At 67.8% G+C, this 20,697-nt stretch carries 19 protein-coding genes; 5 read left to right on the top strand and 14 right to left on the bottom strand.

What is annotated here, in order from left to right; genetic code table 11:
- Positions 1 to 14 precede the first annotated feature (14 nt).
- The 10 genes from ftsX to ACTWQD_RS04415 all read right to left on the bottom strand — a co-directional run bounded on the left by ftsX (position 15) and on the right by ACTWQD_RS04415 (position 7,748).
- Positions 15 to 929, bottom strand: a complete 915-nt coding sequence (ftsX, locus tag ACTWQD_RS04370) for a permease-like cell division protein FtsX (protein ID WP_443194968.1) — start codon at positions 927 to 929, stop codon at positions 15 to 17.
- Positions 926 to 1,732: a cell division ATP-binding protein FtsE gene (gene ftsE / locus ACTWQD_RS04375; RefSeq protein WP_443194969.1), complete on the bottom strand. Its 807-nt coding sequence runs from the start codon at positions 1,730 to 1,732 to the stop codon at positions 926 to 928. The genes ftsX and ftsE overlap by 4 nt, the downstream gene beginning before the upstream one ends.
- Positions 1,733 to 1,921: 189 nt before the next feature.
- On the bottom strand, positions 1,922 to 3,037 hold the full coding sequence (gene prfB, locus ACTWQD_RS04380; protein WP_443194970.1) for a peptide chain release factor 2: 1,116 nt from the start codon (positions 3,035 to 3,037) through the stop codon (positions 1,922 to 1,924).
- A 100-nt stretch (positions 3,038 to 3,137) separates the two neighbouring features.
- Complete coding sequence (locus ACTWQD_RS04385; RefSeq protein ID WP_443194971.1) at positions 3,138 to 3,605, bottom strand: pilus assembly protein TadG-related protein; 468 nt, start codon at positions 3,603 to 3,605, stop codon at positions 3,138 to 3,140.
- Positions 3,602 to 4,045, bottom strand: coding sequence for a hypothetical protein (locus ACTWQD_RS04390; protein ID WP_443194972.1), 444 nt, complete (start codon positions 4,043 to 4,045; stop codon positions 3,602 to 3,604). The genes ACTWQD_RS04385 and ACTWQD_RS04390 overlap by 4 nt, the downstream gene beginning before the upstream one ends.
- Positions 4,026 to 4,424, bottom strand: coding sequence for a TadE family protein (locus ACTWQD_RS04395; protein WP_443194973.1), 399 nt, complete (start codon positions 4,422 to 4,424; stop codon positions 4,026 to 4,028). The genes ACTWQD_RS04390 and ACTWQD_RS04395 overlap by 20 nt, the downstream gene beginning before the upstream one ends.
- A gap of 3 nt (positions 4,425 to 4,427) precedes the next feature.
- The gene (locus ACTWQD_RS04400; protein ID WP_443194974.1) at positions 4,428 to 4,673 is read right to left on the bottom strand and encodes a hypothetical protein; all 246 of its coding nucleotides are present in this window, start codon (positions 4,671 to 4,673) and stop codon (positions 4,428 to 4,430) included.
- Between the two features lie 59 nt (positions 4,674 to 4,732).
- Positions 4,733 to 5,674 carry a type II secretion system F family protein gene (locus ACTWQD_RS04405; RefSeq protein ID WP_443194975.1) on the bottom strand — a complete coding sequence of 314 codons (942 nt, stop codon included), beginning with the start codon at positions 5,672 to 5,674 and terminating at the stop codon, positions 4,733 to 4,735.
- Complete coding sequence (locus tag ACTWQD_RS04410) at positions 5,671 to 6,525, bottom strand: type II secretion system F family protein (protein WP_443194976.1); 855 nt, start codon at positions 6,523 to 6,525, stop codon at positions 5,671 to 5,673. The genes ACTWQD_RS04405 and ACTWQD_RS04410 overlap by 4 nt, the downstream gene beginning before the upstream one ends.
- Positions 6,525 to 7,748 carry a CpaF family protein gene (locus ACTWQD_RS04415; RefSeq protein ID WP_443194977.1) on the bottom strand — a complete coding sequence of 408 codons (1,224 nt, stop codon included), beginning with the start codon at positions 7,746 to 7,748 and terminating at the stop codon, positions 6,525 to 6,527. Before ACTWQD_RS04415 ends, ACTWQD_RS04410 begins: the two co-directional genes overlap by 1 nt.
- A 296-nt stretch (positions 7,749 to 8,044) precedes the next feature.
- Between ACTWQD_RS04415 and ACTWQD_RS04420 the strand changes: the two genes are divergently transcribed.
- From ACTWQD_RS04420 to ACTWQD_RS04430, 3 genes are all read left to right on the top strand, one after another.
- Positions 8,045 to 10,756, top strand: coding sequence for a GH25 family lysozyme (locus tag ACTWQD_RS04420; protein ID WP_443194978.1), 2,712 nt, complete (start codon positions 8,045 to 8,047; stop codon positions 10,754 to 10,756).
- A gap of 117 nt (positions 10,757 to 10,873) precedes the next feature.
- Complete coding sequence (locus ACTWQD_RS04425) at positions 10,874 to 12,550, top strand: DUF2142 domain-containing protein (RefSeq protein ID WP_443194979.1); 1,677 nt, start codon at positions 10,874 to 10,876, stop codon at positions 12,548 to 12,550.
- A complete protein-coding gene (locus tag ACTWQD_RS04430) occupies positions 12,547 to 13,143 on the top strand; it encodes a GtrA family protein (protein ID WP_443194980.1) in 597 nt (198 codons plus the stop codon). The genes ACTWQD_RS04425 and ACTWQD_RS04430 overlap by 4 nt, the downstream gene beginning before the upstream one ends.
- A gap of 73 nt (positions 13,144 to 13,216) precedes the next feature.
- Here the strand turns inward: ACTWQD_RS04430 and ACTWQD_RS04435 are convergent, their stop codons facing one another.
- Complete coding sequence (locus ACTWQD_RS04435; protein ID WP_443194981.1) at positions 13,217 to 14,620, bottom strand: sugar nucleotide-binding protein; 1,404 nt, start codon at positions 14,618 to 14,620, stop codon at positions 13,217 to 13,219.
- A 2-nt stretch (positions 14,621 to 14,622) separates the two neighbouring features.
- Positions 14,623 to 15,621 carry a dTDP-glucose 4,6-dehydratase gene (gene rfbB / locus ACTWQD_RS04440; protein ID WP_443194982.1) on the bottom strand — a complete coding sequence of 333 codons (999 nt, stop codon included), beginning with the start codon at positions 15,619 to 15,621 and terminating at the stop codon, positions 14,623 to 14,625.
- A gap of 57 nt (positions 15,622 to 15,678) precedes the next feature.
- Between rfbB and rfbA the strand changes: the two genes are divergently transcribed.
- Positions 15,679 to 16,548: a glucose-1-phosphate thymidylyltransferase RfbA gene (gene rfbA / locus ACTWQD_RS04445; protein WP_443194983.1), complete on the top strand. Its 870-nt coding sequence runs from the start codon at positions 15,679 to 15,681 to the stop codon at positions 16,546 to 16,548.
- Positions 16,545 to 18,134, top strand: coding sequence for a DUF2142 domain-containing protein (locus ACTWQD_RS04450; protein ID WP_443194984.1), 1,590 nt, complete (start codon positions 16,545 to 16,547; stop codon positions 18,132 to 18,134). Before rfbA ends, ACTWQD_RS04450 begins: the two co-directional genes overlap by 4 nt.
- A gap of 81 nt (positions 18,135 to 18,215) precedes the next feature.
- Here ACTWQD_RS04450 and ACTWQD_RS04455 read toward each other — a convergent pair whose 3' ends face one another.
- A complete protein-coding gene (locus tag ACTWQD_RS04455; protein WP_443194985.1) occupies positions 18,216 to 20,171 on the bottom strand; it encodes a DUF7657 domain-containing protein in 1,956 nt (651 codons plus the stop codon).
- Positions 20,172 to 20,259: 88 nt separating this feature from the next.
- Positions 20,260 to 20,697, bottom strand: coding sequence for a DUF2304 domain-containing protein (locus ACTWQD_RS04460; RefSeq protein WP_443194986.1), 438 nt, complete (start codon positions 20,695 to 20,697; stop codon positions 20,260 to 20,262).

The following is a 20,697-nucleotide window of genomic DNA, read 5'->3' on the forward strand; positions in this document are numbered from 1 at the left end:
TTTCGTAGCGCACGCTAGACCTTCAAGTATCGACGCAGGGTCAGGAGTGATGATACCCCGGCAAGGAGAACCCCGAGCCCTATCAGCGCCGGCGCCAGGATCAGCGTCTGACCTGCGGAGATGAAGGCAGTGTCCGGATACTGCTGCGACAGGTAACCGCCGAGGAAGAAGTGCGCCACGGCCCACAGCGTTGCCGAGGCCAGGGCCGCGCCAATCACGGCCGCGATGACGCCCTCGAGGATAAACGGCAGCTGGATCACCATCTTCGAGGCGCCCACCAGACGCATGATCCCCGTTTCCCGGCGGCGGCTGAACGCCGAGAGCCGGATGGTGGTGGCGATCAGCAAAATGGCGCAGACAATCATCACACCGGCAACGCTGACGGCCACCAGCGAGGCGGCATTCATGACCGAGAACAGCCGCTCCAGCAACTGGCGCTGGTCGATCACGGTCTCCACGCCGGCCTGCGAGGAGAAAGTCTCGCTGATAATCTGGTACTTCTCCGGGTCCTTCATGTTGATCCGGAAGGAGGCCGGGAGCTGGTCCGGAGTCACCGAGTCGACAATCGGGGAATTGGAGAACTGCTCCTTGAAGTGCTTGTACGCGTCGTCCTTGGACTCGAACTGGAAGTCGTTGACGTACTGGGCCACGGCCGGTGACTCCAGGAGCTTGCCAAGGTTCTCCTGCTGCTCCGGGGTGGCGGGCCCGGTGGCGCAGCCCGCCGCCGTCGAGCCGTCACTGCAGAGGAAGATGGCGACCTGGACCTTGTCGTACCAGTAGCCCTTCATCTGGTTGATCTGCAGCTGCAGCATGCCGGCGGCGCCGACGAACGTCAGGGACACAAACGTCACCAGGATGACCGAGACGACCATGGACAGGTTCCGGCGGAGACCGCTGGCGATCTCCGCGAGGACAAACTGGAGCCTCACAGCTGGGCCTCCCCTGCGGCGCGTGCTTCGGCGCGGGCCTCGCTGCGGGTGGCGGCAGCTGCCTGCGGTTCCCGCCCGCTGGCATCGCGCAGCCGGCGCGAGGCGCCCACCACCGGGATCATGGAGGTGTACAGGGCCTTGGCCTCGTCACGGATGATGACGCCGTTGCGGAGTTCGACGACCCGTTTGCGCATCTCGTTGACGATGTCGTCGTCGTGCGTGGCCATGACCACAGTGGTGCCGTTCTGGTTGATTTTGTCCAGGACCCCCATGATCCCCATGGAGGTGGTGGGGTCCAGGTTTCCGGTGGGCTCGTCCGCGAGGAGGATGCCGGGACGGTTGACGACGGCGCGGGCGATCGCCACGCGCTGCTGCTCGCCGCCGGACAGTTCGTGCGGAAGGCGGTTTTCCTTGCCCTCGAGGCCCACGGTCTTGAGGACCTCGGGGACGGTGTCGCGGATAACGCTGCGGCTCTTGCCGATGACCTGCATGGCGAAGGCCACATTGGCGAACACGGTTTTCTGCGGCAGCAGGCGGAAATCCTGGAAGACGACGCCGATCCCGCGGCGGAGGCGGGGCACGCGCCAGCTGGAGATGTTAGCCACGTTCTGGCCGGCGACGTAGACGGCGCCGGAGGAGGCCCGGTCCTCTTTCAGGACGAGGCGGAGAAACGTGGACTTGCCGGATCCGGAGGCCCCGACAAGGAAGGCGAATTCGCCGCGGTCAATCTCAAGGTTGATCGAATCCAGCGCCGGACGCGCCTTCTGGTCATAGACCTTGGTGACATTTTCGAAACGGATCATGGCCCTAAATACCCTGCAGGACGTGGACACAAGAACCAGTGCTGCTGCCGGCGCGCGGGCTTTCTAGTGGGGGAAGTAGAGCTCCGGCTTCTCGACTATACGCACGGGTCCCGGCGGATCGGCCCGCGCGCGGGGGCGTGTCGCAGGATTAGACCCGAGGTACTGGTGTGACGCAAGAGGCGGAAGGTGTTACTTCTCCGCGTTGCGGTTGTCGGTCCGCCAGCGGATGCCCGCGTCGATGAAGTCGTCGATCTCGCCGTCGAACACAGCCGAGGTGTTGCCGACCTCGTGTTCGGTGCGGAGGTCCTTGACCATCTGGTAGGGGTTCAGGACGTAGGAGCGCATCTGGTCACCCCAGGAGGCCTTCACGTCGCCGGCGAACGCCTTCTTCTCGGCGTCCTCCTGCTCCTTCTTCAGCAGCAGCAGCCGGGACTGCAGCACGCGCAGGGCGGCGGCACGGTTCTGCAGCTGCGACTTCTCGTTCTGCATGGACACGACGGTGCCCGTGGGGATGTGGGTCAGCCGCACGGCGGAGTCCGTGGTGTTCACGGACTGGCCGCCCGGGCCGGAGGAACGGAAGACGTCGACGCGGATCTCGTTGTCCGGGATGTCGATGGAGTCCGTCTGCTCGATCAGCGGAATGACTTCGACGGCGGCGAAGGACGTCTGTCGGCGGCCCTGGTTGTCGAAGGGGCTGATGCGGACCAGCCGGTGGGTGCCGGCCTCCACGCTGAGCGTGCCGAAGGCGTAGGGCGCCTTCACCTCGAAGGTGGCCGACTTGAGCCCGGCTTCCTCTGCATAGGAGGTGTCCATGATGGTGGTCGGGTAGCCGTGGCGTTCGGCCCAGCGCAGGTACATCCGCATCAGCATCTCGGCGAAGTCCGCGGCGTCCACGCCGCCGGCGCCGGCGCGGATGGTGACCACGGCCTCCCGTTCGTCGAACTCGCCGGACAGGAGCGTCACGACCTCGAGGTCCTTCAGCGCCTTGCGGATCGATTCCAGCTCGGCGGCGGCCTCCCCCATGGAGTCGGCGTCGTCCTCGTCCTGGCCCAGCTCCACCAGGACTTCAAGGTCGTCGATCCGGGCGGCGAGCTTGTTCAGGCGCTCCAGCTCCGACTGCTTGTGCGAGAGCTTGGAGGTGATGACCTGCGCCGCGGCGGGGTCGTCCCACAGATTGGGTTCGCCGGCCCGTTCGCTGAGCTCGGCGATGTCCTCCTTCAGCGCCTCAACGTTCGAAACGTTCTCGATGGAGGCGTAGGTGGCGCGCAGGGCGCGGATTTCTGCGGGAAAATCAATGTTTGCCATGGTTTTTTAAGCCTACGCTATCCGCGCGGGCCGCCCGGACTGGCTGCGGGGACTGGCCGCTGGGGGCCGGACGGGGGCCGGCCGGCTGCGGTCCCCGTGGTCAGCGCGTCAGCCGCGAACGCGCCGTCGAACTCGCCTCGATCCTGATGCCGTCGGGGACCAGGAAGTTGACCACGGGCGGGTGGACGGCCGCACTGAGCACCACGACGGCGGTGGACCCGTCCGGGCTGCCTGTTCCCGGCCCGACGCTGAGGCCGCTGAACCGGGCCGACGCGCCGCTGCGGTCCAGGAAGTCGGCGGCGGCGCTCTGCACACGTGCGCCGGTCAGGATGGCGGTGGGGCTGCCGCCACCGGTCTCCAGCTGGCCGAGGGTGAAGCTGTCCGCGGCAGCCACCGAGGCGCCGTCGGCCAGCGACAGCAGCTTCTTGTGCTCGATGTAGACGCTGGAGGCGGCGGTGACCACCGTGGCCAGCAGGAGCGCGAGCAGCACAAAGCCAATGATCATCACCATCAGTTGCCCGTCGTCGCGGCCATCATCCGTGGCGGTCGGCCGCCGGATGGCCGTCATCGGAAGCGGCCCACGAGCTGCGTGGCGGAGGCGGTGAGCTGGCCCGCGTTCAGGCCAAGGGTCTCGTTGAACGGGACGAAGGGCAACGGTACGGTGAGGCGCACGGTCACGGTGACGGCGGACCCTGGGGCCATGCAGTCCGCGGGCGCACAGCTGGTCTCGATCCGGGCGTTGGCGGCGTCGTGCCCGTGGTCGGCGAGCGCCAGCAGAACGGCCTGCTCCGCGGCGGCCTGCCCGCCTGCGGCGTCGGCCTGGGCCACAAAGACTTTGGCGGCCTGGTCGGCGGCGCCGACCACCGCGAAGGAACCGCCCTGGAGCTGGCCCATCGTGATGATGAAGTAGACCAGCGGCACCATCAGCAGCAGTGACAGGAACGTGAACTCGACGACGGCGCTGCCCCGTTCGGCGCCGCCCTGCCCGTCAGGGCTGGATGGCTGCATGCCCCTTCACCTCCAGGACCGCACGGGGACCGATCAGCCCGATCACGGGCAGCGGCGCGCGGACCGTGACCTCCAGGGACCGGATCCCCTGGTACGTGGTTTCGCCGGTAGTCACGTCCGTCGCGAAGTCCGGGTTGAGTGCCACCCCGATCAGCTGTTCGGTCCGTTCCCTGGCATCGCCGGCGCCCCGGTCCGCGAGGGTGCCGTACCGGGCACCCGAGGCCGCGGCGTCGACGAGCGTGTTCCGGACATGGAGGACCAGCGTGAGCTGGACTATGGAAAGGAAGAACAGGGTCAGCAGTCCGCCGACGAGCACGAAGTCCACCACGGCCGAACCCCGCTCGCCCGGTCTGCCCGGGCCGGCGCCGGGCAGGCTCATCCGCTACTGCCCCACCTTGTCCATGGCCTGGTTGAACAGTCCTTCCAGTGCCGGGCCGGCGAGCGCGAGGAGCGCGGCGACGAGGACGGCCGACATCAGGGTGATCATGACCCACCCGGGCACATCGCCCCTTTCGCGGTGGTCCCCGGGGTGGGGCTGCCGCCCGTTGGGCGGGTGCGGTCCGGTAAGTCCGGACCCCAGACTGATGGTGCACAGCACCAGCTCCATGCGGTTCAGGATGTGTTTCACTGGTCTCCCCTTTTGGTCGGTGGTTTGGGAACTGCCTGCTGCTTCCGTGCTGTGTACCTCTACAAGCCCATGCTGATGGCGGCCAGGCCGGGAAAAACCGCGAACACGACCGTCAGTGGCAGGACGCCGAAAACGACCGGCACCATCATGGCGATTTCCTTCTTCCCGGCTGACTCCATCAGTTCGCGCTTCGCGGTGTCCCGGACGTCCTGGGCCTGCGCCCTCAGCACGTCGGCGAGGGGCGTTCCCCTTTCCACCGCCACGGTCAGCCCGTCCACGAAGCGGAGCAGCGGACCCAGTTCCGTCCGGGACGAGAATTCCTGCAGGGCGTCAACGAGGGGCTTGCCCGCCCTGGTCTCTGCCAGGACACGGGAGAACTCCTTGGACAGCTCTCCCCGGGCGCTGCGGCACACCCTGTCCAGCGCGCCCGTGGCACTCTCGCCGGCGCTGACGGCGAGCGCCATGAGCTCGGCAATGCTGGGGAACTCGGCCATCATGCGGGCCTCCCGCTTGCGGATCTGCGCCCCGAGAAGATAGTCCCGCAGCATAAAACCGCCCATTGCGCAGCCAATCACCAGCACCACGGCCATGAGGGGGCTGAACCGCCCGGCTGCCCCGAAGAGCACCACCACGCCGACGGCCGCGACGAAGCCGCCGGCGCCCCAGAGGAGCTGTTCGGCCCGGAAGTCGACCGGCGACTTGGCGCTCCCGGCCCTGGCCAGCCGGCGGGTTAAGGCCTGGGAACCTGGATTCAGCCTTCCCAGCCATGCCACGGCGTCGCCTATGACCGGACGCAGGATCCGTTCCAGGGGCCCGAACGGGGTGATGTTTCCAGGGACGGTGAGCAGGAGCCGGGATTCGATGCTGTGGGACTTCAACTGCGGGGCGATGCGGTCAGCGAACGTGGTGGGGCGCATAAACGGGAGCCTGACCACCAGCAGCCACAGTCCGCAGCCCAGGATGGCCCCGCAGGCGGCCGAGGCCGCCACCAGGCCGGTCACCGGAGCACCCTTTCGTCCGCCGGGAGCGCTCCGATGCGCAGCATCACGGCGTAGGACAAAAGGGAGACCGCCAGCCCGCCCAGCAGGACAGCGGCCCCGACGGGCGTGTTGTACGCCGCAACAGCCTCGGGCCTGCTGGCCAGCAGCATGAGGACCACCCAGGGCGCCGCCACCGCAAGCCGCGCGGCGTTGACGGTCCAGGACTGGCGGGCTTCCAGTTCGCTCCTGGTGCGGGCGCTTTCCCGCAGGAATTCCGCGAGGGTGCCGAGCAGCCGGCCAAGGTCCGAGCCGCCCACCTCGCGGGTCAAACGCAGCGCTTCGACGATCCGGTCCGCCACGGGGTCCGCCAGCCGGTCTTTCAGCCGGGTCAGGGACGGATCGAACTGCCCTCCGGAGCGGTAGTCGGAGCCGAAGTCGCGGAACACGTGCCGGAGTTCCTCGGGGCCCTTGTCGCCCAGCTGGATCAGCGCTTCCGGCAGTGACAGACCGGCCCGGATCGCTGACCGGAGGTGGTCGACGACGTCGGGCCACAGCTGGCGCAGAACGGCGGCGCGTTTCCGTGCCCGCCACTTGACGATGGCCATGGGCAGCCAGGCCCCAAACAGGCCAAAACAGACCGCGATCGGCCATGATCTGGTGACGGCCAGGAAGGCGAGTACGGTGAAGGCCCCGACGCCCAGGCAGCTCGCCAGCAGGCCGGCGCCGCTGACCTTCTCGATTCCCGCGGTCCGCAGCAGGTCCTCCAGCCGGCTGGTTCTGGGCGTGCGGCTGGCGGGTGCGGGTTGTTCCCAGGCGGACCACCAGATCAGCAGGAGTCCGGCTCCCGCCACCATGCCGAGGATCGCCGCCATCAGCGCGGCTCCAGCAGGGCCGCAACGTCGTAGCCCGAGCGGGAGAACTTCTCGGCGGAGGGCATTGAGTTGGCCCTGGGCCGCAACTGGCCGTCCGCCAGGGCGAAGACCATGGAGGACTCGATGATGCCGTTCTCGACTCTCCGGCCCAACGACAGGATCTCTGTCACCTCCCGGCGTCCCCCGGCTTGGCGGGCACAGTGGACCACAAGGTCGATGCAGGATGCGACCGTCGGAACCACGAACGCGCTGGAGATGTTCTCGCCGGCCAGCAACGGCAGGGTACAGATCTTGGTAACGGCGTCGTGGGCCGAATTCGCATGGACCGTGCACATCCCGGGAAGCCCGGAATTCAGGGCGATCAGCATGTCCAGGCTCTCAGCCTCCCGGACCTCGCCCACCACCAGCCGGTCGGGCCGCATGCGCAGCGCCTCCTTGACCAGCCGGCGCATGGGGATTTCGCCTTCGCCTTCAAGGTTGGGCTGCCGGCACTGGAGCCCCACAACGTCCCGCAACGGAAACTGCAGTTCGAAGATCTCCTCCACGGTGATAACCCGCTCGCGCGTTCCTATGCCTGCGGCCAGGCAATTCAGCATGGTGGTTTTGCCCGCCTGGGTGGCGCCGGAGACCAGGATGTTCAGGCCGCTGGCAACGGCAGCGCCGAGGAACCGGGCCGCCTGCGGTGTCAGCGTACCCAGCTCCACCAGGTGTTCAAGCCGGCTGGCCTTCACCACGAACTTGCGGATGTTGACCGCCCAGTGGCGCCGCGTCACATCCGGGATGACGACGTGCAGGCGGGACCCGTCGGGAAGGGCGGCGTCTACGAAGGGGGACGACATGTCGAGCCGGCGCCCGGAGCTCTTGAGCATCCGTTCCACCAGGTCCCGGACCTGCTGGTCCGTGAGCGAGATCGACGTCAGTTCGGATTCCCCGTTGCGTGCCACAAAAATCTCGTGCGGGGCGTTGAGCCAGATTTCCTCGATGGCAGGATCGTCGAGCAACGGCTGCAGGGCCCCGAACCCGGCAACGGCGTCGAAGACGAACCTCCGCGCGCTCTCCAGCGGTCCGATAGGGGGCAGCGGAGCGAGCAACGCCCGCTCGTCGTAGTCCATCACTGCCGCCTCGACAAGGCGGCGGACCTCGCCGGCCTGCCGCATGGGATCCAGGCCGCGCCGGCGGATCAGCTCGCGGACCTCGTCCTCGACAATGCGTACAGCCTCCACAGTGGCCCCCAATAGAACTGCCGCCCTGTCCCCGGGGCGCTGCAATTGGGTTAAAACTAGGGGCGCCCCGGCCACAGGACAAGGGCAGGGCAAGCCTTATGTGGAAAACTCGACCAGCCGTTCATAACAATTGCCACACCAGTAACAGCAGAAACTCTGGTTCTGTTTAACCGGCGGTGTTAGGGTGAGCGCGACAAAGTCAGACATTCCCAGGTCCAGGCAGCCTCGCCGGCTCTCCAGCGGCCGCGGGATCACTATGGCGCTGCCAATGAGCGGTGTTGTTTCCGGAGCGGCAAATGAAGCGGACCATACTTCCCCCCAACAGTTCCGGCAGCCGGGTCGGAGCAGCCCTGCTGGCTGTCTCCCTCATCGCCGGGCCGGGGCTGGCGTCCCCCGCCACCGCCGCGCCGCCGGCAGTTACAGCGATGCCCGTGACGGCGCCGTCGCCCGTCACTACCCCGGCCCCTACACCAGCGCCCGCCGCCTCCACTGCGCCGGCAACGCCAACCGCCACGCCCACCCAGACCCCTGCCACCACGCAGGCCACGCCCCCGGCTCCGGCCGGCGCCCTGGCACCGGCTGACCGCTCCACGGAGGGCTACCGTGCCGCCATGGCCGCGGCCACCGCTAACGGCGGAGCTGAAATGGGGCAGGGAAGCCGCGCGGAAGGAGTCGCGGCCGTTGGCGGGGAGAGGGCCACCACCGAGGCGCTGACCACGCAGGGCACCTGGATGCCCAGCTACGGCGTCCAGGGACTGGACGTCAGCATCTACCAGGCCGGCATCAACTGGCAGACCGAGTGGAACATGGGCGCCCGGTTCGCCTACATCAAGGCCACCGAAGGCAACTACAACATCAGCTCCACCTTCAGCAGCCAGTACTTAGGCTCCCGGGCCGTCGGCATGATCCGCGGCGCCTACCACTTCGCCAACCCCGCGGCCTCCTCCGGCGCGGACCAGGCCAGGATCTTCGTGCGGAACGGCGGCGGCTGGAGCGCCGACGGGTACACCCTGCCTCCGGTGCTGGACTTTGAGGGGAACCCCTATGCCGGCCAGACCATCAACGGCTATTACCAGGGCAACAGCTGCTACGACATGACCCCTGCCCAGCTGACCTCCTGGGCGCGCGACTTCGGCAACACGATGGTGGCACTGACCGGCCGCCTGCCGGTGATGTACACCACCACGTCGTGGTGGAACTACTGCGTGGGCGGGCCTGCCGGCTTCGGTGACTGGCCGCTGTGGATTGCCCGCTGGCCCAGCTCCCCCAGCGACAGCCCGGGCGCCCTGCCCTCCAGCTGGGCCAACTTCAGCTTCTGGCAGTACAGCGAGTCCGGCCCGTTCGCCAACGGCGGCGACTCCTTCCGCGCGGCTTCCCTGCCCCATTTCAGCTCCGCCGTTAGCGGTGGCCGCGGCCATGGCGGCACGGTAGCCCTCCGTGGAGCGGTCAGCCGGTGCCAGGGCGATTTCGACGGCGACGGCCTCGCCGACCAGATCCAGCGCAGGGCCGACGGCGAACTCTGGTTCTACCCCGGCAACGGCGCCGGGCAATACCAGGCCGGGCGCCGGATCGGTTCCGGCTGGGGCATCTACGACCGCGTCCTCGGCGTGGGCGACTACAACTCCGACGGGAAGAACGACCTCGTCGCCAGGAAGCTGGACGGCTCACTGTGGTTCTATGCCGGCACCGGGCGGGTGTCCGCGACCGACGAGGGGTACCGCCCCGTCGTCAAGATCGGCGAATTCGGCTGGAACGCGTTCGACAGCATCGTGGGCGTCCGGGACTTCGACGGCGACGGCAGAGCCGACCTCGCGGCCCGCACGCCCGACGGCAGCCTTTACCTTTACTCCGGGACCGGCGCCGGCCAGACCGGCACGGCCCGCAAGATCGACTACGGCTGGCAGATCTTCGACCAGCTCATCGCCATCCAGGACTTCGACGGCGACGGCACCAGCGACCTGGCTGGCCGGCGGCCCGACGGCACCCTGTGGCTCTACTCGAACACCGGCCGCGCCGTGCTGGTCAACGGCCGCCTGATCGGGTCAGGGTGGGGAATTTACGGCGACATCGTGGGGACCGGGGACGCCAACGGCGACCGGATGTCGGACTTCGTGGCCGCCGACGCCGCCGGCGCCGTCTACTTCTACGCCGGAACCGCCATGAAGGACCAGGGCTACGAGGCCGCCCGGAAGATCGGCGAATACGGCTGGGGTGCCTTCAACGCGCTCATTCCGGTCCAGGATTTCAACGGCGACGGCAAGGGCGACCTGCTGGCCCGCAAGCCGGATGGAACCCTGTGGTTCTACCCTGGCAACGGGACCGGGGCCTACGGCACCCCGAAGAGGATCGGTGACTACGGCTGGGACGCCTTCGATGCTTTCGCCGGCGTGGGTGACTTCAACGGCGACGGGAAGGGCGACCTTGTCGCCCGGAAACCGGACGGCACGCTGTGGCTGTATCCGGGGACGGGACGGGTGGATGCCGGCAGCAACGGCTACGCCGGTGCCACGAAGATCGGCGTGGCCGGCTGGGAGGTCTTCGACACCATCACCGGGACCGGGGACCTGACCGGCGACGGCAGGAACGACCTCCTGGCCCGGAAGCCCAACGGTTCGCTCTGGCTGTACAAGGGCACCGGAAAAGTCGATGCCGCCAACAGCGGCTACCAGGGCGCCGTCAGGGTCGGCGACTACGGCTGGGAAGTGTTTGACCAGATCTTCGGCGCCGGCGACTTCAACTCCGACGGCAGGAACGACCTGCTGGCCCGCCGGCCCGACGGCACGTTCTGGCTCTACCCCGGCGACGGCACCGGAAAGCCCGGAGCCACCATCCGGATCGGCACCGGATGGAACATCTTCGACACGGTGCTCAACGGCTGGAACCTCAACGGCGACAGCAACCCGGATCTGGTCGCCCGGCGGCCGGACGGGTCCCTGTGGGCTTACTCCGGGACCGGAATGAAGCCCAGTGAGGGCTATCTGGCGCGCACGCTGGGCTTGGTTCTCTGAGCAGGCGGACTCCCGGACTGACTTAGACTACTTAGAGCCATGACTTGAGGCGGGCCGTCAGCAGCACGGACACTGCCCGCCATTCCCTGAGGAGCCCGCACCTTGAAGCACGCCATCATGAGTCCACCGGACCGCAACCCCGGTGCCAGATGGTTCTGGTGGCCGCTGCTCGCCATCTTCGTGATGAGCTCCGGGTGGGCGCTGGCCTCGCCGGTCTCGTCCATCCCGGACGAACCGGCCCATATCGTCAAGGCCGCCGCCGTGGTCCGCGGCGAGCTGGTGGGCGCCCAGACCGGCGACGGCGGCCCCCTCCTGGCCGTCCAGGTCCCCCGGGCCATTGAGCACACCAACCAGATCACCTGCTTCGTGCGGGACATCACAGCCACCCCCAAGTGCTCGCCGCTCATTCCCGGGGACCCCAACGAAATCGTGTCCGCGCTGACCACGGCAGGCCTGTACAACCCGGTCTACTACGCAGCAGTCGGGTGGCCCTCCCTGCTGGTCGGCGGTTTCAAGGCCGTCTACGGCATGCGGCTGGTCAGCGCCCTCCTCACCAGCGTCTTCCTGGCGCTGGCGTTTTCCGCGCTGTCCCGCCTGCCCCGGAACAAGTGGGCCACCCTCGGCCTTGCTGCCGCCGTCACGCCGATGACCCTGTTCCTGAGCGGCTCCGTCAACCCGAACAGCCTGGAATTCGGAACAACCGCTGCCATCGCCGCCAACCTCACGCTCCTCCTGAAGGGCTCGCTCAAGGGCCGGGCCCTGATCGTGCCGGTGGCCGCAACAACGGTCGCGGCCGCCCTGCTGGCCAACACCAAGGCACTCTCGCTGCTCTGGATGCTGGTGGTCGTGGTGGCGGTCCTCCTGCTGGGGACGGCGGCCGAGATCAAGTCACTCCTTCGCCGCCCGTCCGTCTGGGCCGGCTCCGCAGTGATCGGCCTGTCCTGCGTGTATGCCCTCTGGTGGGTGGCCAGCCACAACAGTCTTGCGAGCAAACCGTTCGACGGCGCCGGGCTGGGCTTTGATGCCGGGGCCGAAATCATGATCGACAGGACCTTCCTCTTTATGCAGGGGTACATCGGGCAGTTCGGCTGGCTTGAACTGGATGCGCCCACCGGGGTGATGGCACTGTGGACGGCGGTCTTCTTCGCCGCCGTGCTCGCGGGAATCATCTACGGCCGGGGCCGCTACCGCGTGGCCACCATCTTCGTCTCCGCGGCACTGCTCCTGCTCCCGGTTCTGCTCCAGGCCGTGATCATCACCGACCAGGGCATGGTGTGGCAGGGCCGCTACATCCTGGCGATCTTCGTTCCCTGCCTCATGATCGCGGGAATGGCGCTGGACAACTCGAATCCCCGGCCGTGGCCAGCCCCCGCCGTGCCCGCCCTCAACACGCTCATCGTGCTGCTGGCGTTGAGCCACGTCGTGACCTTCGTCTGGGTCCTGCGCCGCTACGTCACCGGCCTGTCGATGGAGATCCGGTGGATCGAGATGCTGCAGAACCCGCAGTGGCAGCCGCCCCTGGGGACGCTGACCGCAGTGGCCGTTTTTGCGGCCGGCACCATTCTCGGCGCCGTCCTGCTGCTGCGCCACGTCCGTGCCAACGCGGTGGCCCCAGCCCCCCGGACTCCGGCCTCCGGAACCCCGGAGACAGGAGCCCCGGCGACAGGGACCATGGCCGTCCCGGCCCGGACGGCACCCGCCCCGGCCACGGGCCCGGCCCGTTCCGCCGACCCCACCCCCGCCACCACCGATGACCGGAAACGCCTCGCGCCGGTCCAGATGGGCAAGCCATGACCCGGACAACACCCTCGGATAAAGACGCCCTGGGCAACCCGGCCACCCCTCAGGAGGCCGTTCAAAAGAACAACCCTGACACACCGGCCCCGGAGAAGAAGCCGGCGGACAAGCGCCGCGGGCTGATCGGCAGGTTCTTTGGCCACAGCGCCGTCCGCTACCTGATTGTGGGCGGACTCTCGTTCGCCGTCGACTTCGGCCTCCTGGTGCTCCTGCGCGAGGTATTCCACTGGGACGTGGGCGTGGCCAGCGCCACCGCCTTCCTCGCCAGCCTGGTGTTCAATTTCCTGGTCCAGCGGAAGTTCTCGTTCGAATCGGCGCACCGGACCCACGTGAGCATGATCCGCTACGGCATCCTGGTAGTCGCCAACACCCTGGCCACCGTGCTGATTGTGCAGCTGCTGACGCCCACCATCATCGGGTACATGGGCGGCAAGATCGTTTCGACAGCCGCCATGACGGTGTGGAACTTCTTCCTCTACCAGCACTGGGTGTTCGGCAAGAAGGCCACCCACCACGGCCCGCACCAGCACAAGCACGCCCGCATGGAAGAGACCGGCCGCGCCGGGAAACAGGCGACGGACGCCGACTAGGAAAACCAACACAGCGAGGCCCGGACTGGAATCCAGTCCGGGCCTCTCTGTGTGTGGTGCAGTGCGCGCCGCGCTAGACGGAACTGCGCAGGTATTCCTTGAGCCGCTGTGAGGCGTCGGCCGGGGTGAACCCCGTTGCTTTGATCTTGTCCAGCTCCAGGACGCTGTTGAGCGGCCGCGGCGCGGCCTGCTTGCCCCGGAAGTACTCCTCGGTGGAGACGCCCGTGACATCCCCGCGGGACGCGCCCACCAGTTGAAAGACCTCGGCGGCGACGTCGGCCCAGGACTGGGGCTCGCCGTCGTTGGTCACATTGTAGGTGCCGAACGGCGCCTTGGCCTGCAGGAGGTGCTTGATGCCGGCCGCGAGGTCCCCGGCGAACGTCAGGCGGCCCACCTGGTCGTCCACGACGGCCGGGGCGATGCCCCTTGCAGCGAGGGACGCCATGGTGCGGACGAAGTTTCCGCCGTCGCCGATGACCCAGCTGGTGCGGACAATGTAGTGGCGGGGCACCACGCTGACGGCGGCGTCCCCGGCGGCCTTCGTCTGGCCGTACACGCCCAGCGGGGCCGGCTGCTCGTCCTCGCTGTGGCTCTTCAGGGAACCGTCAAAGACGTAATCGCTGGAGACGTGCACCAGCACCAGCCCGTAGGTTGCCGCGACCTTCGAAAGCGCCGCGACGGCGGTGACGTTGAGGGCCCAGGCGGCCCGGCGCCCCTCCTCGGTCTCTGCTTCGTCCACCGCGGTGTAGGCGGCGGCGTTGATGATGGTGGAGTACCGGCGCCAGTTCCGCTTCTCGAAAGAGGCGGGATCAGCGACGTCGAAATCGCTGCGTTCGGCGAACTCCACGCTGGTGTCCCCCGCGTAGGCGTCGCGGAGCGCCCTGCCCAGCTGTCCCCCGGCGCCGAGAACCAGCGTGCGCCGCGGCGGCATGGGGACCACGTCCGCCAGCCTGGGGTGTGCCTTGTCCTTGTCGGAGAGTTCGGCTTCCTCCAGCGGAATGGGCCAGGGGATGTTGACGGTCTCGTCCGCGAGGTTGAGGAAGGTGTATTCCGCGTCGGCGGACCAGTGGTCGTTGACCAGGTACACATAGGAGGTGTTGTCGTCCAGGGTCTGGTAGGAGTTCGCGACCCCGCGCGGGATGAAGATCGCCTTGCCGGGATCCAGTTCGGCGGTGAAGACCGTGCCGAACGTGGGTCCTTCGCGCAGGTCCACCCACGCGCCGAAGATCCGCCCGCTGGCAACGGAGACGAACTTGTCCCAGGGTTCGGCGTGGATGCCCCGGGTGGTGCCGGCCTTGTCGTTGAACGAGATGTTGTTCTGGACCGGCCCGAAATCGGGCAGGCCGGCGGCCAGCATCCGTTCGCGCTGCCAGTTCTCCTTGAACCAGCCGCGGTTGTCCCCGTGGACCGGAAGGTCGAACAGGAGGACCCCCGGGATAGGCGTCTCCGTCACGGAGAGCGTCTTCGAAAACTCCATCCCTACTGGCCCTGCTCCTTGTACTTGGCTTCCGTGGCGGCCTTCTGCGGGCGCCACCAGTCCTCGTTGTCCCGGTACCAGGCAATCGTGTCCTCGATGCCGGCGTCGAAGTTCGAGAACTGCGGCGCCCAGCCCAGCTCGGTCCGCAGCTTGGTCGAATCGATCGCGTAGCGCAGGTCGTGGCCGGGTCGGTCCACCACGTGGTCGTAGGCGTCCCGGGGCTGGCCCATGTGCTCCAGGATGAGCTCAACGACCTCTTTGTTGTTCTTTTCGCCGTCGGCACCGATCAGGTACGTCTCGCCGATCAGGCCCTTGTCGATGATCGCGAGGACGGCCGAGGAGTGGTCGTTGGCGTGGATCCAGTCGCGGACGTTCTCGCCCTTGCCGTAGAGCTTGGGGCGGATCCCGTCGATCACGTTGGTGATCTGGCGCGGGATGAACTTCTCCACGTGCTGGTACGGGCCGTAGTTGTTCGAGCAGTTGCTGATGGTCGCCTGCAGCCCGAAGGACCGCACCCACGCGCGCACCAGCAGGTCCGAGCCGGCCTTTGTGGAGGAGTACGGGCTGGACGGGTTGTACGGGGTGTTCTCGGTGAACCGCTCCGGATCATCGAGTTCCAGATCCCCGTAGACCTCGTCGGTGGAGATGTGGTGGAACCGCTTGTTGTGCTTACGTGCGGCCTCGATCAGGGTGTACGTGCCGATGATGTTGGTGTCCAGGAACGGACGCGGATCGTGCAGCGAGTTGTCGTTGTGCGATTCAGCAGCGTAATGCACCACAACATCGTGGGCGGCCACCAGCTCGTCCACCAGCGGCTGGTCGCAGATATCGCCCTGCACGAACCGGAAACGGTCGGCCGGAAGATGCTTCAGGGATTCCAGGTTGCCCGCGTACGTGAGCTTGTCAAGGACGGTCACGAAGCTGTCCGTGGAGGACATGACATAGTGGACAAAATTGGAGCCAATGAAGCCGGCACCGCCGGTTACGAGTAGTCGCTGCATAGTTTCAAAGGTTACCGGATTTGGCCGATGCACGAGTTAACAGGAAAGATGGCCCGTATGCGCGGAATCATTTTGGCCGGCGGTACCGGCTCCAGGCTCCATCCGATTACCCTCGGCGTCAGCAAGCAGCTGGTGCCGGTATTCGACAAGCCGATGATCTACTACCCGCTCTCCACGCTCATCCTGGCCGGCATCCGGGACATCCTGATCATCACCACCCCGCACGACGCCGAGCAGTTCCAGCGCCTGCTGGGCGACGGCTCGCAGTTCGGTGTCAGCCTCACCTACCTCCAGCAGCCCTCCCCCGACGGCCTGGCCCAGGCCTTCGTGCTCGGCGCGGAGCACATCGGCAACGAGCCCGTGGCACTGGTCCTGGGCGACAACATCTTCTACGGCCCGGGGATGGGCACGCAGCTGCGCCGGTTCGAGAACATCGACGGCGGCGCCGTCTTCGGCTACTGGGTGTCCGACCCCAAGTCCTACGGTGTGGTCGAATTCGACGCCGAAGGCAAGGCCATCTCCCTCGAGGAGAAGCCGGCCAAGCCCAAGAGCCACTACGCCGTGCCGGGCCTCTACTTCTACGACAACGACGTCGTTGAGATCGCCCGGGACCTCAAGCCCTCCGCCCGGGGCGAGCTGGAGATCACCGACGTCAACCGGACCTACCTCGAGCGCGGAAAGCTCCACGTGGAGATCCTGCCCCGCGGCACCGCCTGGCTCGACACCGGAACCTTCAACGACCTCAACGACGCGTCCAACTTTGTCCGGACCACGGAGAACCGCCAAGGCCTGAAGATCGGCGCCCCCGAGGAAATCGCCTGGCGGCTGGGGTTCCTCACCGACGACGAGCTGCGGGAACGTGCCGAACCGCTGGTTAAGAGCGGGTACGGAACCTACCTGCTTGGGCTGCTGGAAAACGGTCGTTGATCCAGGCCCCGGCAACCCGCCGGCAGGACCCGGACAGCCCGGAGCGCGCACGCACGGCTGACCGTGTACAGCGTTCCGGCCAGCGCAAGGTGTTCTGGTGGGCGTTCCTGGTGCTGATGGGCCTGTCCAGCGCCTGGGCCGTAGCCACCCCCCTGATGGGTGTCCCCGACGAACCCGCCCACGTCATCAAGGCTGCCGCGGTGGTCCGCGGCGAGCTGACCGGCCGGGAAATGCCCGGCGGCGGCGCGTTCCAGCTGGTCACCGTGCCGGCCGGCATCGGCTACTACGACACGTTCGGCTGTTTTGCCCAGAAGAGGGACACCCCGCCGTCGTGCGTGCCTCCCTTCAGCGGCGACCACAGCACGCTGGTGGACGCCCGGACGTCGGCCGGCAACTACAACCCCCTCTATTACGCCGTGGTAGGCCTGCCGTCCCTCGCCAGCCACGGTGCCCCCGCCGTGTACGGGATGCGCCTGGTGAGCGCGCTCTTCAGCTGCCTCTTCCTGGCCTCCGCGTTCTCGGCACTATCCGGGCTGCGCCGGCGGAAGTGGGCCATGGCCGCCACCGCCGTGGCGATGACGCCCATGGTCTTGTTCCTCAACGGTGCCGTGAACCCGAACTCCCTGGAGTACGCCACGTCCGCGGCGCTGCTGGCCAACCTGGTGCTGCTGCTGGAACGCTCGGCGGACCGCACCGCCTACCCGCGCTACGTGCCGGTGATCACCGCGGCGGCCTGCGTGCTGGCCAACACCAAGGGCCTGTCCCTGCTCTGGCTGGCGCTTATGGCCGCCACCGCCTGCATCCTGGGCACGTGGCCGCAGATCAAGGCGTTGAGCCGCAACGCGTGGGTGTGGGCCGGTACGGCCGCCATTGGATTGTCCTGCGCCTTCGCCCTGTATTGGATCACCCGGCATGACAGCCTGTCCAGCAACCCCTTCGAGGCGGCAGGTTCCTCCCCCCTGACCGGGGCCGAGATCATGCTGGACCGGACCTTTGACTACGCCACCGGCTACGTCGGACAGTTCGGCTGGCTGGAAGTCCCGGCACCGATGGGCGCGTTTGTGCTGTGGCTGGGGCTCGGCACTGCTTTGGTGATGGCCGCCGTCGTGCTGGCCAGGGGACGCGGCCGGACCGCGGCCGCCTTCCTGCTCGCCGCCCTGCTGCTGCTGCCGCCGCTGCTCCAGGCGCAGGCGGTGGGAACGATCGGGATCGTCTGGCAGGGCCGGTACATCCTGGCTGTCTTTGTCCCGCTGCTGATGGTGTGCGGCCTGGCACTGGACCGCATGGATGCCCGTGGCTTCTCGCCCCAGGCCGCGGCACTCCTGAACGCCACCGCCGTCCTTCTTACCGTGTTCCATTTCTGGACCTTTATGCAGACGCTGCGGCGGTACGTGACCGGCTGGGCGGTGGACCGCCGCTGGATCGACATGGTCACGGAGCCGTCCTGGCAGCCGCCCGGCGGCACCCTGCTGAGCGTTGCCGCCTTCGCGGCATTCCTTGCCCTGGCCCTGTGGCTGGTCCGCGGCGCCATCCGCGCCGAACGCCGCGGCACAGAGCCCGCGCCGGCGCCCTCCCCCACAGCCTGAGCGGACGCCCTAGCGGCGCGGCGCCCGCCCGTCCCTGCGTTCTCCCCCTGCGGAGGCGTACGCGCCCTTCGCTGCCCCGGCCTAGCGGACCGTGTAGATGTAGGCCGGCTTGCCCTCCCACTGGAGTTCCGAGACCAGGGCCAGGCACGCGGCCTGCAGCGGCTGTGAGGAGACAATCCGGTCCAGGTTCTGCCAGGCACCCTTGAGCACGCAGGGGTCAATCGTCACGCCGACGGCGTCGAAGTCGTTCGTCTGGTAGGTGGTGGGCTGCCCCGGGGCCCACGAGAAGAAGATGTAGCCTCCTCCGCGGTTCCATTTGTTGGCATACGCGGATTCTGGATCAAGTTTCTGCCACGCCGCCGCGTCCGGGCCGGACCGCTGGAGCCCGGACAGGGAGGGCATCCCGTTGGACAGCAGCAGGGTGTTCAGCTCCGGTGAGTCCGCCGCCCAGAGCTTGCCGTCGGCCCGCGCCGCGGGCGCCTGGGCCGCCACTGCCTTGGCGGCGTCCGAGGCCCGCAGGTCCCCAAGGCCAACCAGTACCGGGTTGGCCCGCGCCACGGGAAGCGCCGCAAGGACAACGCAGAGAGCCAGCGGCCACAGCCGCTGGGGGTATTTGGTGATGGCTGCCACGGCCACGCCCACAGCCAGAGGGACCAGCAGGATCTGCGCGTCCGGCAGTTCCGGCAGGTCTGCCGCTTTCAGCAGGGACGCCGCGTACCCAGTGACGAGGGCGCACGCCGCGCCGGCCAGCAGCGGAACGCGCCACGAGGCCGGCGGCGACCAGCGGCTCAGCAGGAGGCTGACGAGGATGACCGCGAGCACTCCCACCACCTGCGCCGCCCGCGGGGGCGTGACCAGGTTGAGCAGGGGGAACTTCTGGCTCATGGGGCCAAGGTCCAGGCTGATCCAGACGATCCACAGCGCCGACCAGGAGCCGAACGTCCATTCGGCAATGTTGTCCCGGAAGCCCGGCCGCCACTGCGCGGCCAGCAGGAGCACCAGGATCCAGACAAAGAAGACCGTGAACGACGACGACAGTTCGCTCGCGTTGACGCCCACCGGTTCGAAGTACTGCAGCGGTCCCAGGGCGGGCGCGCCGAAGAGGCGGCCGAAGGGCTGCGGATCCGCTTCCGCCCGGCGCGAGCCCGGGTACACCGTGTTGAACAGGGCCTGCAGGCCCTCGCGGTTCTCGAAGAGCGTGCCGGCGCCGAAGACCACGGCGGTGCCGCCGGTGATGAGGACGGCCTTCAGCCGGGGCGCCCAGCCGCTGCGCTGCAGCAGGATCCACGCCGTCGAGGCGATCAGCACAGGGAGGCCCAGCAGCAGGGACCACGGCGCATAGAAGGTGGGAAGGCCCGCGATCAGGATGCCGCCCACGGCTGCCAGGGCGGCCGGCGCGAAGCGCTGTCCCCGCTCGAAGCGCTGGTAGGCGGCGATCATGAGGGCGCACCCGCCGAGGGTGTAGGCGATCAGCGCCACCGGCTGGAGCGACCACCAGGCGTTCGACGGCGACAGGATGATCAAGATCGCCGCGAACCAGCCATATCGGCGGGAACGCCCGAGCTGATGGAACCAGGTGGGCATGGCAAGCAGCAGGATCAGCGAGGGCAGCCACCAGTGGGCCGCGAACAGCATATGTTCCGGGATCACCGCGGCGGCGCGGAGCAGGGTCGAATCAAAGAAGACGAACTGCTCGAAGAAGCCGTCGGTCGGGAAACGGTGCACCAGATCGGCGCGTGCCGCGAGCGGACTCAGGCTCGGCGCGCCGTGGGTGGCCAGGATGGAGAGGACGATGGCCGAAAAGGCGTGGATCTCATCGGACCTGATGGGCCGGGACTTGCCGAACTGCCAGCCGAGCGGGTCGGCGGGATCCTGCCGGAGGTCGGAAATTCCGATGGACGACGTCGTGATGCCGAACAGCACCAGGACCACAAAGACCAGCACCGTTCCCAGCCGGGCGGCGCGGTCGTTGACACATACCCAGCGCCAGGCGCTCCGCACTGCGTCGCCGGCGGGCGCGGGAAGTCGTGTTTTCAACTAAATTCCTCCAAGCGCTCCACACCATCGCGTGCACGTCCACGGGGACGTGGTGCTGGGAGGCTGATAGTCAGGTCAATCCTTGCGATCAGTCGGCGGGCCGCTGCGGCTGCCAGTCCGCCGTGGCCGACGGCGCCGCAGGCGCAGTCCGGCCGGCGTCACCGGCTGCCGCTGAGAGGGCCTCGACCTTCCGTTCCAGCTCTTCCAGGCGGACGCGTCCGATGGCGGCTTCCTCCGACAAAGTGCGCGCTTCCTCCTCCAGCACGGACACCTCCCAGGACAAGTGCAGGGCAACGCCGGTGAGGAAAATGATGCCCATCGCAAAGAGGAGGTTGGACGGGACCTGCACGCCGATCAGGGTCGTGACCGAGCGGAGCATGCCCGGGATGGCGGTCAGCACCAGGCACGCGATGCCGACAAACAGCCAGAGGAAGGCGTACTTCTCCCGCAGTCCCTTGCCGCGGAGCAGGAACACCACACTGCCCAGGACAAGCAGGGAGAAGATGAGTGCTGCAATGCTTTCCAC

Origin of the sequence: Pseudarthrobacter sp. 1C304 (assembly GCF_052245515.1) — a bacterium.
GTDB lineage: Bacteria > Actinomycetota > Actinomycetes > Actinomycetales > Micrococcaceae > Arthrobacter.

Excerpts from the sequence above, each read along its gene's own strand:
- ACTWQD_RS04420 (WP_443194978.1), top strand. The coding sequence starts at position 8,045 with ATGAAGCGGACCATACTTCCCCCCAACAGTTCCGGCAGCCGGGTCGGA.
- ACTWQD_RS04395 (WP_443194973.1), bottom strand. The coding sequence starts at position 4,424 with ATGAGCCTGCCCGGCGCCGGCCCGGGCAGACCGGGCGAGCGGGGTTCG.
- ACTWQD_RS04410 (WP_443194976.1), bottom strand. The coding sequence starts at position 6,525 with ATGGCGGCGATCCTCGGCATGGTGGCGGGAGCCGGACTCCTGCTGATC.
- ftsE (WP_443194969.1), bottom strand. The coding sequence starts at position 1,732 with ATGATCCGTTTCGAAAATGTCACCAAGGTCTATGACCAGAAGGCGCGT.
- rfbB (WP_443194982.1), bottom strand. The coding sequence starts at position 15,621 with ATGCAGCGACTACTCGTAACCGGCGGTGCCGGCTTCATTGGCTCCAAT.
- ACTWQD_RS04390 (WP_443194972.1), bottom strand. The coding sequence starts at position 4,045 with ATGCAGCCATCCAGCCCTGACGGGCAGGGCGGCGCCGAACGGGGCAGC.
- rfbA (WP_443194983.1), top strand. The coding sequence starts at position 15,679 with ATGCGCGGAATCATTTTGGCCGGCGGTACCGGCTCCAGGCTCCATCCG.
- ACTWQD_RS04425 (WP_443194979.1), top strand. The coding sequence starts at position 10,874 with ATGAGTCCACCGGACCGCAACCCCGGTGCCAGATGGTTCTGGTGGCCG.
- ACTWQD_RS04430 (WP_443194980.1), top strand. The coding sequence starts at position 12,547 with ATGACCCGGACAACACCCTCGGATAAAGACGCCCTGGGCAACCCGGCC.
- ACTWQD_RS04385 (WP_443194971.1), bottom strand. The coding sequence starts at position 3,605 with ATGACGGCCATCCGGCGGCCGACCGCCACGGATGATGGCCGCGACGAC.
- ACTWQD_RS04435 (WP_443194981.1), bottom strand. The coding sequence starts at position 14,620 with ATGGAGTTTTCGAAGACGCTCTCCGTGACGGAGACGCCTATCCCGGGG.
- prfB (WP_443194970.1), bottom strand. The coding sequence starts at position 3,037 with ATGGCAAACATTGATTTTCCCGCAGAAATCCGCGCCCTGCGCGCCACC.